A 13,506-nucleotide genomic window follows, 5' to 3' on the forward strand; every position below is an offset into this window, starting at 1 on the left:
ATCCTTCATGCAAGCAGGTAGATGGCAACACACGTCACCAGGCCGACGATCACATTCATCGGCAAGCCGATCTTGACGAAATCACTGAATCTATAGTCGGCTGCGGCATAGACCATGGTGTTGGTCTGATAGCCTATTGGTGTTGCAAAGCTGGCCGATGCAGCGAACATTACAGCGATGATCAACGGCCGCGGATCGATGCCATTCTGTCCCGCTACGCCGATGGCGATTGGCGTCATGATAACGGCGACTGCATTGTTGGTCACCGTTTCGGTCAATACCGACGTCGCGGCGTAGACGGCGATGATGAGCGCTAGCGGTGGCAAGGCCGCCATCCAAGGGGAAATCGTTGACACGATCAACGCCACACTGCCCGACTTTTCCAGCGCCAGGCCAAAGGCAAGCATGGCGAAGATCAGCACGATGACATTGCCGTCGATCGCGGACCAGGCCTCCTCCGCATCCATGCAGCGCGTCGCCAACACGATCGCCACGCCGATTAACGCCAGCGCGAACACCGGCATGATATTGAAGGCAGCACCCAAGATCACCATCGCCAGCGTCAGCGCCGCGATCGGCGCGCGTCGACGGCGATATCGCCGCACGGTGCTGGTATCCTCCGCGATGAAATTCATATTGTCGCGCAGTTCTGCCGCCGCCTGATCGTCGGCAGCAACCAGCAGGCTGTCCCCGGCGCGCAGACGGACATTGGCCAAATCCGGTCCGGCGACATGACGAGGGCGACTGAGCCCAAGCACACGCGCGCTAAGGTTGGACAGAAACGGGATTTCCCGCAATTTCCGCCCAATGGCGGGATGGGTTGGAGCCAGGGTAAGGCCGATCAACCCAACTTTACCATCCCTCTCATTGGCTGCCAGCCGGATTGGCCGTCCAATATTCTGAAGCCCTACGACGAAATCGTGCGACCGGGCGAGCGAATCGAGTTCATGCGCGCTTGTAGCGACGATGATCCGGTCGGACGGCAATATCGGCTGATCCTTGTCAAGGTTGCGCAAAACTTGCGACCCGCGACCTAAGCCTAGAACGCGCACGGCACCGGGGCGCAACGCCTTGATATCGCATAACCGCGTAGGGTCCGCACCAGGCATGGGGCATAGTTCGGTGATGTAAAGCCGATCGCTACCGACATCGAGTTCGTTATCCGGTCGGTCGGGCAATAATATCGGGCCAAGGATCAGCAGCGTAATGCCGCCGGTCAACAACGCGACCAAGCCCACTGCAGTAATTTCGAAAATGCCAAAAGCCGCCTGGCCATTTTCCTGCGCGACCCCATCGACCAGCAGGTTCGTCGACGTGCCCACCAACGTCAATGTGCCGCTCAGGATCGCCAGATAGGATAGAGGGATGAGCAGCCTCGTCGCCGCGATCCCAACAGTGCGTGCCAGACGCTTGACCAGCGGGATCATGACCATGACGACGGGCGTGTTGTTGATGAAGGCCGGGGCCAGCATGGCCGTGCCGAGCAGTTCCGCAACCGTGCGCTTGGGCCGCTCCTTCGCCCGGGCGATCATCAGGCTAGCCAAGGCCTCGATCGCCCCCGTGCGGATGAGGGCACCGGATAGAATGAAGAATGCCGCGATCGTGATGGGGGCTGGATTTGAAAAGACCGTCAACAGGTCGGTTGGCGTCAGCATCCCCGACACCAGCATGAATATGGCTCCGATCACGGCGATCACCACGGGCGGAAACCGCTCCATCGCGAAAGCAACGAACAACAGCGCAACCATGACAAGGCCCGCCACAGGCCCCGCTTCTGGCCACAGGGAGAATAGCGTCGTGCGTTCCATTAGCGCGCCGCAGCTTTATGAATCATTCTGCCACCCGCTTGCCCGTCCCATTCTCGTCGCTCTAATATTTGCCCTGGTGCCCAGCATAACGACTTCAAGAGATTAGGGAACATGGTCCCGAACGAATTTCGTACAGGTGGCACTGTCGATGGACGACGGAATAAGGCTAAAAAGTGCAGCACATTCTCCTCCAAAGAAAAAGGCCGGTGGATCGCTCCACCGGCCTTTTCTAACAGGTCAGGAAGGCTGAACTTAGAAGTCCATGCCGCCCATGCCGCCCATGCCGCCGCCGGGCATGCCGCCCATGGGCGACTTGTCGTCAGCAGGCATTTCCGAGATCGCCGCTTCAGTGGTGATCAGCAGGCCAGCGACCGAAGCCGCGTCCTGCAGCGCCGCACGAACGACCTTGGTCGGATCGATGACGCCAGCGTCGACGAGATTTTCATAGACGTCGGTCGAGGCGTTGAAGCCGCGGGTTTCGTCATTTTCGCGCAGCAGGTTGCCGGCAACCACGGCACCGTCAACGCCCGCATTCTGGGCGATCTGGCGCAGCGGCGCTTCGATTGCCTTGCGGATGATGTCGATACCACGGGTCTGGTCGTCGTTCGCGCCCTTCATGCCGGCTAAAGCCTTGGTAGCATAGAGGAGAGCGGTGCCGCCGCCAGGAACGATGCCTTCTTCAACGGCCGCACGAGTGGCGTGCAGCGCGTCGTCGACGCGGTCCTTGCGCTCCTTGACTTCGACTTCCGAAGCGCCGCCAACCTTGATGACGGCAACGCCGCCAGCGAGCTTGGCCAGACGTTCCTGCAGCTTTTCCTTGTCATAGTCCGAGGTGGTGTTCTCGATCTGTTGACGGATCTGCTCGGTACGGCCCTTGATCGAGTCATGGTCGCCAGCGCCATCGACGATGACGGTGTTGTCCTTGTCGATGGTGACGCGCTTGGCGGTGCCGAGCATCGCCAGCGTGACGTTTTCAAGCTTGATGCCCAGATCTTCCGAAATCACTTCGCCCTTGGTCAGGACAGCGATATCTTCCAGCATCGCCTTGCGACGATCACCAAAGCCAGGTGCCTTGACAGCAGCGACCTTGAGGCCGCCGCGCAGCTTGTTGACGACCAGGGTCGCCAGCGCTTCGCCTTCAATGTCTTCGGCGATGATCAGCAGGGGACGACCCGACTGAACGACCGCTTCGAGGATCGGCAGGATCGACTGAAGGTTGCTGAGCTTCTTTTCGTGGATCAGAATATACGGATCAGCCAGCTCTACAGCCATCTTTTCCGGGTTCGTCACGAAATAGGGCGACAGATAGCCACGGTCGAACTGCATGCCTTCGACGACGTCCAGCTCGAATTCGAGACCCTTGGCTTCTTCAACCGTGATCACGCCTTCCTTGCCGACGCGCTCCATGGCTTCGGCGATCTTTTCGCCAACCACGGTGTCGCCATTGGCCGAGATGATGCCGACCTGGGCAATTTCCTTGGTCCCGGCGACGGGCTTGGAACGTGCCTTGAGGTCTTCGACGACCTTGATGACCGCGAGGTCGATGCCGCGCTTGAGATCCATCGGGTTCATGCCAGCGGCAACCGACTTCATGCCTTCACGGACGATCGCCTGCGCCAATACGGTCGCAGTTGTCGTGCCGTCGCCGGCGATGTCGTTGGTCTTCGATGCGACTTCACGCACCATCTGCGCGCCCATATTCTCGAACTTGTCCTTAAGTTCGATTTCCTTGGCGACGCTGACGCCGTCCTTGGTGATACGGGGGGCGCCGAAGCTCTTATCGATCACGACGTTACGGCCCTTGGGGCCCAACGTCACCTTGACCGCGTCGGCCAGGATGTCGACACCGCGCAGAATGCGCTCACGAGCGTCGCGGGAAAACTTTACGTCTTTCGCTGCCATGGTCTTAATACCTTTTATCGAGAATGTGCAAAATTGCGAAGTTCACACCGTTGCTGGGTGTGAAAATCGCGAACCGGAAAATCAGGCAACAACGCCCAGAATGTCCGACTCTTTCATGATCAGCAGGTCTTCGCCGTCGACCTTGACCTCGGTGCCCGACCATTTGCCGAACAGCACGCGGTCGCCAGCCTTGACGTCGAGCGGGGTGACCTTGCCATCTTCAGCCTTGGAACCGGTGCCGACGGAAACGATCTCGCCTTCCTGCGGCTTTTCCTTGGCGGTGTCGGGGATGATGATCCCACCGGCGGTCTTCGCTTCCGCTTCGATGCGGCGGACGAGAACACGGTCGTGCAATGGACGAAATGCCATGTTGATTGCCTTTCCCTTCTATTTGGGAGGGAGGTCCGGCGCGCGATCCGAGGATGATTTCCCCCGCAAAACCGCAATCGCCTTGTCCGTCTCCCCTTGAACTGCGCTGCTGTTAGCACTCACTGGAGGAGAGTGCTAGCGCCGTGAATATGGAACGGTCCTTTTTTCCGTCAAGGCGATCGCGCAAAAAATTTTGCAGTGCCTGGCAACCCCATGCCCGCTTCCGGGTTATGGGGATTGTCGCGCAGCATGCCATGCCCAGTGCGGTGAACGGGCCGACTGTTGCCGTCAGCCGCGTCATCATGTCGCGACCGTAATTTTTCGTGAACGCCGCATCCTCTGCTCCCGTCACCTGTTGGTCGTTCAGAACCATAAGGAGGATGCACCATGGCCTATTCAAAGATTGTCGTTGCCGTCGACATCAACGACGTACTGCACGCCCGCGCCGCGATCGATGCGGCGGCGGCCGTTTGTGGACCCGAAACGACAGTCCATATGCTCTATGTCCGCTATCATATGCCCACCCGCTATTCCGAACTTCTGGGGCGCGACCTCGATATCAAGGAAGAGGCCGAAGCGCTGGCACTGATGCGAAAATGGGCGAGCGAGGGCGGCCTTCCCGACGGACAGGTCCATTTCGATACGCGGCGCGGCCGGGTGCGCGACGAAGTGATCAGCGCGGCCGAACGAGTCGGCGCAACGCTGATCGTGATCGGTTCGCATGAGCCGACATTCTCATCCAAACTGCTGGGGTCCAATGCGTCGGCGATCGTGCATCAAAGCCCGGTCAGCGTTCTCGTCGTACGGGCATCGGCGGAATAATCCTGTGAAGCCTGGCGGCTGTCGGTTGCAGGGGGTGGGCTCGCCACCTACCTGCGGCCCATCCTTTCACGATATTGGAGCCAGGCCCGCATGACCGATAGCTACACCCCACCCCGCATCTGGACCTGGGACAAGGACAATGGCGGGGCGTTCGCCAATATCAACCGGCCAATCGCAGGCGCGACCCATGACAAGGCGTTGCCGGTCGGCCAGCATCCGCTCCAGCTCTATTCGCTCGCCACGCCCAACGGGCAGAAGGTGACGATCCTGCTGGAAGAATTGCTGGAAGCGGGTTTCACGGACGCCGACTATGACGCCTGGCTGATAAAGATCGGCGATGGCGACCAGTTTTCCAGCGGCTTTGTGGCGGTCAATCCCAATAGCAAGATCCCTGCACTGATGGACCATAGCGTATCGCCGCCGCAGCGGGTGTTCGAATCGGGCGCGATCCTGCTGTATCTTGCCGAGAAATTCGGCGCGTTCCTGCCGACCGATCCGGCCAGGCGCACTGCGGCGCTGAGCTGGCTATTCTGGCAGATGGGGGCCGGGCCGCTGCTGGGTGGCGGCTTTGGTCATTTCTACGCCTATGCGCCGGAAAAATATGAATATCCGATCAACCGCTACGCGATGGAAGTGAAGCGGCAGTTGGACGTGCTGGACCGGCATCTGGCGGACAACGCCTATATGGCCGGCGATGACTATAGCATCGCCGACATGGCGATCTGGCCCTGGTATGGCGGGCTTGTGCTGGGCCGCGCCTATGAGGCGGCGGAGTTTCTGGACGTTGCCAGCTATACGCATGTGGTGCGCTGGGCGCAGCAGATCGATGCGCGCCCGGCAGTGAAGCGCGGGCGGATGGTCAACAAAGTGAATGGCCCGTTGGAAGAGCAATTGCACGAACGGCACGACGCGAGCGATTTTGCGACCCGGACGCAGGACAAGTTGCAGAGCGAAGGCTGATCGGCCCCGCGCGGAGCGACCGAAGATGTTGCGCGCGCGCAACATTGTTACAAGGGGCTGGACGAGGCGGCGGAGCGGGGTAGAACAGGCAGGCAAGACATAAGGGAGTCATCGCCATGGATCGCCGCCTGTTTCTCTCCTCCGCCGGGGCTATCGCCCTCGCCGCCTCCGCCCCGCGCGCGCTGGCGCAGATGGCGGGCAATGACGATGCGCGGCTGTCCGCCGCCTTCGCCGCCATTTTCGAGAAGCAGCTCGATATGTCGCCCGGCATGGTCACCAGCCTTGGCCTGGACAAGGGCGCGCGCGCCGGGGCGAAGAGCCAGTTGGACGACAATAGCAAGTCGGCGATGATGAAGCGGCTGAGCATGACGCAGGCGGCGATCAAGGAGCTGGAGGGCTTCCAATCGGCCAGCCTGTCCGATCCGCAGCGGCTCAATCTGGAGGTGGTCCTCTATTCGCTGGGCCAGCAGACGGTCGCGCCCGCGACCTTTGGCCTCAACAGCGCGGTGCGCCCCTATCGCATCTTCCAGCAGGGCGGCAGTTACTTCTCTACCCCTGATTTTCTGAATACCGCGCATACGATCAACAATGCTCCCGATGCGGAGGCCTATGTCGCCCGGCTCGACGCCTTTGCCCGCAACCTGCGGACCGACACGGCGGTCCAGCGGGACGAAGCGGCGCGGGGCTATCTCGCGCCCGGCTGGTCGCTCGACCTGACGCTGGCGCAGATGCGCAAGCTGCGCGATCAGCCCGCCGCGTCCAGTTCGATCGTGCAATCGCTGGTCAAGCGGGCTGCGGCCAAGAATGTGGCGGGTGATTGGCAGGGCCAAGCGACGGCCGTTGTCGAAAAGGCCATTTATCCCGCCCTGGACGAGCAGATCGCCGCAATCGAGGCGCTCAAGGGCGGCACCGCTGCAGGCGATGGCATATGGCGCACGCCGCGCGGCGAGGAAATCTATGCCGCCGCGCTCAAGAGCGCGACCACGACCGACCTTAGCGCCGACGAAATCCATGCGATGGGCGCGGAGCAGGTCGCCGAGATCAGCGGGCAGCTCGATACGATTCTCAAAGCGGCGGGCTATAGCAAGGGCACGATCGGCGAACGGCTGGCGGCGCTCAATGCCGAGCCGTCGCAGCTTTATCCCGATACTGCGCAGGGCCGCACCGATCTGATCGCTGCGCTCAATGCTGAAGCCAAGCTGATGCAGGCGAAATTGCCGCAGGCGTTCGCGACCATTCCCGACACGCCGTTGGAAATCCGCGCGGTGCCGGTGGAGATTCAGGATGGTGCATCGAACGGCTATTATAATCGCGCGGCGCTGGACGGGTCGCGGCCTGCGATCTTCTTCATCAATCTGAAGGCGATTGGCGATTGGCCCAAATATACGCTGCCCGCGCTCAACTATCATGAGGGCGTGCCGGGGCATCATCTGCAGATTTCGACGGCGCAGACCGCCGGCGACATTCCGATGCTGCGCAAGACCGCGTTCATGAGCGCCTATAGCGAAGGTTGGGCGCTTTATGCCGAGCAACTGTCCGACGAGTTGAAGGGCTATGCCACGCCGCTCGACCGGGCGGGCTATCTGCAATCCTTCCTGTTCCGCGCGGCGCGGCTGGTGGTCGACACCGGCATCCATGCCAAGCGGTGGAGCCGCGAGCAGGCGACCGCCTATCTGGTGGAAAAGACCGGCTTCACGCCTGCCCGCTGCCAGCGCGAGGTGGAGCGTTATTGCACCCAGCCGGGGCAGGCGACCAGTTACAAGGTCGGCCATGGCGTATGGACCAAGGCGCGTGCGGCCGCGCAGGCGGCCATGGGCGACAAGTTCGACATCAAGCAGTTCCACGCCATTCTTGAGGAAGGCGCGATGCCGCTGTCGATGCTGGAGAAGCGTGTCGCCGCGCGGGCGAAGATGGGCAGTGCCTGACCCGTTTTGACCGTCATCCCCGCGAAGGCGGGGATCCATCTCCTGACCTTTCACCAAGACCAAAGGTTGGGAGATGGGTTCCCGCCTTCGCGGGAATGACGCTGGGTTTAGGTCAGATTATTCATATTCCAGGTCCTGATAGCCGTCTTCGGCGATGTCGGAGAAGCGGGTGATGCGGGCATCGAATTTCATGCGGATGCGGCCGGTGGAGCCATGGCGTTGCTTGGCGACGATCAACTCGGCGAGGCCGTAAATCTGCTCCATCTGCTGCGCCCATTCGGTATGTTCGGCGCTTTCCTTGTTCCCCGGTTCCTTGGCGGCGATGTAATAATCCTCGCGGAACACGAACCAGACCATGTCGGCGTCCTGCTCGATCGAACCGGATTCGCGCAGATCGGAGAGTTGGGGCCTCTTGTCCTCGCGCTGTTCGACGGCACGGCTGAGCTGCGACAAGGCCAGAACGGGAACATGCAATTCCTTGGCCAAGGTCTTGAGACCACGCGAAATTTCCGAAATTTCGTTCACGCGATTCTCATTGCCGCGTCCGCTGCCCTGGAGCAGCTGGAGATAATCGACCACGATGAAGCCGACATCATGGCGGCGCTTCAAGCGACGGGCGCGGGTGCGCAGCGCGGCGATGGTGAGGCCGGGCGTATCGTCGATGAACAGCGGCAGTTCCTGCAGTTCGCGCGCGGCACGGGAGAGATTCTGGAAGTCGGCGCGGCTGATCTTGCCCATGCGCAACGCTTCGCCGCTGATGCCCGATTGTTCGGCGAGCACACGGGTCGCGAGCTGATCGGCGGACATTTCGAGGCTGAAGAAGGCCGTCTTGGCGCCCATATTCTTTTCCGGCGGAATGCGTCGGCATTGTCGCGCAACCAGCGCGAGGCGGCATTATAGGCGATGTTGGTGGCGAGCGAGGTCTTGCCCATGCCCGGACGGCCAGCGAGGATCATGAGATCCGAATTGTGGAGGCCACCGATCTTGGCATTGAGGCTGTTGATGCCGGTCGTGATCCCCGACACATGGCCGCCGCTGTTGAGCGCTCGCTCAGCGACCTGCACGGCGGCAGTGGAGGCGGAGAGGAAGCTCTTGACCGAGCCGCTTTCGCCCTCCCCCTCCGAAACTTTGTAGAGCGCGACTTCGGCGGCTTCGATCTGCTCGCGCGGATTGACATCCTCGCTGGTATCCAGCGCATTTTCAACCAGTTCGCGGCCGACGCTGACAAGCTCCCGCAGCAAGGCAAGGTCGTAGATCTGGGACGCGAAATCGCGCGCGCCGATGAGCGCCGCGCCATTGCCGGTCAATTGCGCGAGATAAGCCGCGCCGCCCAGTTCCTTGAGCGCGGGGTCCTGATCCAGCATCGGCTTCAGCGTCACCGGGTTGGCGATCATATCGCGATCGAGCAGCTTCATGATCGCGTCATAGATGCGACCATGGAGCGGTTCGAAGAAATGCTCCGCCTTGATCTTGATCTGCACATCTTCGGCAATGCGGTTGTCGATCATCAGCGCGCCCAGCAGCGCGGCTTCGGCTTCGACATTGCGCGGCAGTTCGGTGCCGCCGGCTTCGGCGGCAGTGATTTTCAATAGTTCGACCATGGCCCTCTCATCCTCCGGTCGCGCGCGTCGCGCAAGGGCTGGCGCGCAATCCATCTGTGGATAAGTCCCGCTTGCTTTTCGGCGCGTGTCGCCGCACTGACTATCCCCTTCACCATGGCCGATCCGCGCATCATAGACATCAAGCTCGACGAGCGCACGATCCTGTGGCGCAATGCCGATGTCGAGCAGGAACGGCGGATCGCGATCTTCGATCTGCTGGAGGATAATCATTTCGCGCCCCAGCGGGTCCATGCGGACGGCTATATGGGGCCGTACAAGGTGGTGCTGCGCGTCGAGGACGGGCGGCTGGTGATCGAGATCAATCGCGAGGATGACAGCGCGCTCGAAGCGATCATCCTGGGGCTCGGGCGGTTCCGGCGGCCGATCCGCGAATATTTCGCGATCTGCGACAGCTATTACCAGGCGATCAGCAATGCCTCGCCACAGCAGATCGAGACGGTGGACATGGCCCGGCGCGGCATCCACAATGATGCGGCGGAGATGCTGATCGAACGGCTGGAGGGCAAGATCGCGGTCGATTTCGACACGGCGCGGCGGCTGTTCACGCTGATCTGCGTGCTGCATATCAAGGGGTAGGGACGATTTCGCGGCTGACTTTGGGGGGCTGCTGGTCCGCTTGAGTGCGGGACTGGCGATCATCGCGGTGCTGGCTCTAGCGCTGTGGCTATATGCGCGCAGTTGGGCGCCCGCGCGCGATCAATATCCGGTGCAGGGCGTGACGATCAGCGCCGACGATGGCGTCGTGGACTGGGGCACGTTGGCGGCGCAGGGGGTGGACTTTGCCTATATCCGTGCGGCCAGGGGGGCGGCCGGGCGCGACTCCGCTTTCGCCGCGAACTGGCGCGGGGCGCGGACCGTCGGCCTGCGCTATGGCGCGATGCTCGACTACAGCCTGTGCCGACTGGCTGGCGACCAAGCGACCGGCTTCGTGACGACAGTGCCGCGCGACAATGCCGCCCTTCCCCCGGTCATCCGGCTGGCCTTAGACCAAAGCTGCACCGCCCGGCCGGGACGAGATTTGGTGCTGTCGGAACTCAATACCCTGGTCAATCTGGTCGAAAGCCATGCGGGCAAGACCGTGCTGCTCAACGTCACCGAGGATTTCGACACGCTGTATGATGTGGGTTCAGGCATCAACCGCACGCTCTGGCTCGACGGCAATTTCTTTCCGCCCGATTATGCGACGCGGCCCTGGGTGATGTGGACAGCCAGCGACATGCGGCATATCGACGGCGTTGACGGGCCGGTGAGATGGGATGTGGTGGCACCATGAGTAAGACGGATGAGCAGGTGGCGCAGCTGGTGGCCGCAGCGCGCGGGGCGATGGCCCACGCCCATGCGCCCTATAGCCGTTTCGCGGTGGGGGCGGCCGTGCGGTTGACCGATGGCAGCGTCGTGACTGGCTGCAATTTCGAGAATGCGAGCTATGGCCTGTCGCTTTGTGCGGAGACGGTGGCGCTGGCGAGCGTCAATGCGCAAGGTCGCTTTGCCGATGTCGCCGCGATCGCCGTCGTCGGCGGGGCGATGGATGCGACCGAGGAAGCCCTGGTCACGCCCTGCGGCCGGTGCCGCCAGGTGATGAACGAAGCCGAACAGATGGCAGGCCGCGCCATCGCCATCTATTGCGCCTCGCCATCAGGCAGCCGCGTAACCGAGCATCGCATCGCCGATCTTCTGCCCCATGCCTTCGGCCCCGCCGACCTGGGCATCACCCCCACCAGAAAAAGCTGAAACATCATCATGGCCATTCTTTCCGACAAATGGATTCGCGAAAAAGCCCTTTCCACCGGCATGATCGAGCCGTTCGTGGAGAGCCAGAAGCGGGATGGCTGTATCAGTTACGGCCTGTCTTCTTATGGCTATGACGCGCGGGTGGCGGACGAGTTCAAGATCTTCACCAATATCGACAGCACCATAGTCGACCCCAAAAATTTCGACACCAACAGCTTCGTCGATCGCAAGACCGATTGCTGCATCATCCCGCCCAACAGCTTCGCGCTGGCCCGCACCGTTGAATATTTCCGCGTTCCTCGCGACGTGCTGGTGATCTGCCTTGGCAAGTCCACCTATGCGCGGTGCGGCATCATCGTGAATGTGACGCCGCTTGAGCCGGGCTGGGAGGGCCATGTCACGCTGGAATTTTCCAACACCACCCCCCTGCCCGCCAAAATCTACGCCAATGAAGGGGCATGCCAATTCCTGTTCCTTCAGGGCAATGAGCCTTGCGAGGTCAGCTATGCCGACCGAGCCGGTAAATATATGGGGCAGCAGGGCGTGACATTGCCCAAGCTGTAACGCCGTGCGAGATAGGATGCCATGAGTTGGTGGCAGACATGGCTACGGCGTAAGCCCGTAGCAACGGATAGGTTACCACCCAGCGTGGGTGAGGATTGCCGTGTCTACGCGATCGGCGACATTCATGGCCGGGCCGATCTGCTCGACGCGCTGCTCGGCATGATTGGAGAGGATGATGCGGATCGCGGCCCAGCGCGACCCATCCTCATTTTCCTCGGCGACCTGGTGGACCGGGGCCAGTCTTCGCGCGCCGTGATCGAGCGGGTGATGGCACTGGTCGCAACAGGCGGCGACGTGCGCTGCCTTCAAGGCAATCATGAGGAACTGTTCATTGCCGCAGCGCGCGGCGACGCGCGCATCATCCCGGTGTTCCGGCGCATGGGCGGCGCACAGACGCTGGAAAGCTATGGGCTTGCACCAGATGTCTTTGACGTGATGACGGATTTGGAAATTGCCGAATGGATGCTGCACCATGTGCCGCGCGAGCATGTCGAATTTCTCGATGCCCTGCCAGACTGGACTGAAGTCGGCGATTATCTGTTCGTCCATGCCGGCATTCGTCCCGGCATTCCTGTGGAACAACAAAAGCCTCTGACCTGCGGTGGATACGCAAGGGCTTTCTAGATCATCGCAAACCGCATTCGCATATGGTGGTCCATGGCCATAGTATCGCACCAGAAGTGGACGAGCGGGACAACCGCATCGGCATCGATACCGGTGCCTATTATAGCGGTCAGCTTACCGCGCTGGGGCTGGAAGGAACACAACGCTGGACGCTTCAAACCACGGAATAGATGGCCCGTCGAAGCTCCCATGCTGGCGGAAATACCGAGCGCCTATGAGGATGGCCGTCACGAAAATGGCCGATAATCGGGATGATCACCGGCCATTCTAGTTATGATGTAAGTATGAAGAAACGTCAGGCGACCTTGGCCTGCTCCTCCAGCACTTCATCCGGGTCGCGCAGCACATAGCCACGGCCCCAGACCGTCTCGATATAATTGTCGCCGCTGCACGCCAGCGCCAGCTTCTTGCGCAGCTTGCAGATGAACACGTCGATGATCTTGAGTTCCGGCTCGTCCATCCCGCCATAGAGATGGTTCAGGAACATTTCCTTGGTGAGCGTGGTCCCCTTGCGGAGCGATAGCAGCTCCAGCATCGCATATTCCTTGCCCGTCAGATGGACGCGGTTGCCGTCCACTTCCACGGTCTTCGCGTCGAGATTGACCGACAGCTTGCCGGTGCGAATGACCGACTGCGAATGCCCCTTGGAGCGACGCACCACGGCATGAATGCGGGCGATGAGCTCTTCGCGATGGAAAGGCTTGGTCACATAATCATCGGCCCCAAAACCGAAGGAGCGAACCTTGCTGTCCATTTCGGCAACACCCGACAAGATCAGGACCGGAGTCTGAACCTTGGCAGCGCGCAACTTCTTCAGCACGTCGTAACCGTGCATGTCGGGCAGGTTCAGATCCAGACAGATGATGTCGTAATCATAGAGCTTGCCCAGATCGAGGCCTTCTTCGCCCAGATCCGTGGTATAGACGTTGAAGCCTTCGGTGGTGAGCATCAGCTCGATCGCCTTGGCCGTCGTCGGTTCGTCCTCAATCAGCAGCACGCGCATATGAAGCCCCCTTTGCGTCGCAGGTCCGTTCACCCCACCAGAACGGCTTCTGTCCAAAATTTCATTTAACCAAAAAAAACTTCTGAACGACAAAGGTTAATTTAGTGCTAACCCGCAGGAAAGCGCGAGTCGTATAAAAAACGAATCCATTTACAAAGTGTTGAGGCCGTAACGAT

11 protein-coding genes and 2 pseudogenes are annotated in these 13,506 nt (G+C 60.9%); 8 read left to right on the forward strand and 5 right to left on the reverse strand.

Annotated features, from left to right (window positions below; genetic code table 11):
• Positions 1–5: 5 nt before the first annotated feature.
• From BF95_RS10250 to groES, 3 genes are all read right to left on the reverse strand, one after another.
• The gene (locus tag BF95_RS10250; protein ID WP_235209676.1) at positions 6–1,763 is read right to left on the reverse strand and encodes an SLC13 family permease; all 1,758 of its coding nucleotides are present in this window, start codon (positions 1,761–1,763) and stop codon (positions 6–8) included.
• Between the two features lie 297 nt (positions 1,764–2,060).
• Positions 2,061–3,710 (reverse strand): chaperonin GroEL, encoded by a 1,650-nt coding sequence (gene groL / locus BF95_RS10255; RefSeq protein ID WP_037476035.1) that lies wholly within the window; start codon positions 3,708–3,710, stop codon positions 2,061–2,063.
• An 81-nt stretch (positions 3,711–3,791) separates the two neighbouring features.
• On the reverse strand, positions 3,792–4,079 hold the full coding sequence (gene groES / locus BF95_RS10260; RefSeq protein WP_007704439.1) for a co-chaperone GroES: 288 nt from the start codon (positions 4,077–4,079) through the stop codon (positions 3,792–3,794).
• Positions 4,080–4,466: 387 nt separating this feature from the next.
• On the opposite strand from groES, the gene BF95_RS10270 reads away from it, so the two are divergent.
• From BF95_RS10270 to BF95_RS10280, 3 genes are all read left to right on the forward strand, one after another.
• Positions 4,467–4,901: a universal stress protein gene (locus tag BF95_RS10270; protein ID WP_043151289.1), complete on the forward strand. Its 435-nt coding sequence runs from the start codon at positions 4,467–4,469 to the stop codon at positions 4,899–4,901.
• Between the two features lie 90 nt (positions 4,902–4,991).
• Positions 4,992–5,861: a glutathione-dependent disulfide-bond oxidoreductase gene (gene yghU / locus BF95_RS10275; protein WP_043151290.1), complete on the forward strand. Its 870-nt coding sequence runs from the start codon at positions 4,992–4,994 to the stop codon at positions 5,859–5,861.
• 116 nt (positions 5,862–5,977) lie between these two features.
• Positions 5,978–7,786: a DUF885 domain-containing protein gene (locus BF95_RS10280; protein ID WP_043151292.1), complete on the forward strand. Its 1,809-nt coding sequence runs from the start codon at positions 5,978–5,980 to the stop codon at positions 7,784–7,786.
• 117 nt (positions 7,787–7,903) lie between these two features.
• On the opposite strand, the pseudogene BF95_RS10285 reads toward BF95_RS10280, so the two are convergent.
• Positions 7,904–9,387: pseudogene (locus BF95_RS10285) on the reverse strand (replicative DNA helicase).
• A 114-nt stretch (positions 9,388–9,501) separates the two neighbouring features.
• On the opposite strand from BF95_RS10285, the gene BF95_RS10290 reads away from it, so the two are divergent.
• The 5 genes and pseudogenes from BF95_RS10290 (at position 9,502) to BF95_RS10310 (ending at position 12,497) form a co-directional block, all read left to right on the forward strand.
• Complete coding sequence (locus BF95_RS10290; RefSeq protein ID WP_037478539.1) at positions 9,502–9,984, forward strand: UPF0262 family protein; 483 nt, start codon at positions 9,502–9,504, stop codon at positions 9,982–9,984.
• 31 nt (positions 9,985–10,015) lie between these two features.
• On the forward strand, positions 10,016–10,681 hold the full coding sequence (locus BF95_RS10295) for a GH25 family lysozyme (protein ID WP_443018356.1): 666 nt from the start codon (positions 10,016–10,018) through the stop codon (positions 10,679–10,681).
• On the forward strand, positions 10,678–11,139 hold the full coding sequence (locus BF95_RS10300; protein ID WP_043151294.1) for a cytidine deaminase: 462 nt from the start codon (positions 10,678–10,680) through the stop codon (positions 11,137–11,139). Before BF95_RS10295 ends, BF95_RS10300 begins: the two co-directional genes overlap by 4 nt.
• 9 nt (positions 11,140–11,148) lie before the next feature.
• Positions 11,149–11,703, forward strand: a complete 555-nt coding sequence (gene dcd, locus BF95_RS10305; protein ID WP_043151295.1) for a dCTP deaminase — start codon at positions 11,149–11,151, stop codon at positions 11,701–11,703.
• A 21-nt stretch (positions 11,704–11,724) separates the two neighbouring features.
• Positions 11,725–12,497, forward strand: a pseudogene (locus BF95_RS10310) (metallophosphoesterase family protein).
• A gap of 125 nt (positions 12,498–12,622) precedes the next feature.
• Here the strand turns inward: BF95_RS10310 and ctrA are convergent.
• Entirely contained in the window at positions 12,623–13,330 is a 708-nt protein-coding gene (gene ctrA, locus BF95_RS10315) for a response regulator transcription factor CtrA (protein WP_043151297.1), read from the reverse strand.
• Positions 13,331–13,506: the final 176 nt, after the last annotated feature.

It is taken from the genome of Sphingobium sp. Ant17 (assembly GCF_000588875.1).
In the GTDB taxonomy this organism is placed as follows: domain Bacteria; phylum Pseudomonadota; class Alphaproteobacteria; order Sphingomonadales; family Sphingomonadaceae; genus Sphingobium.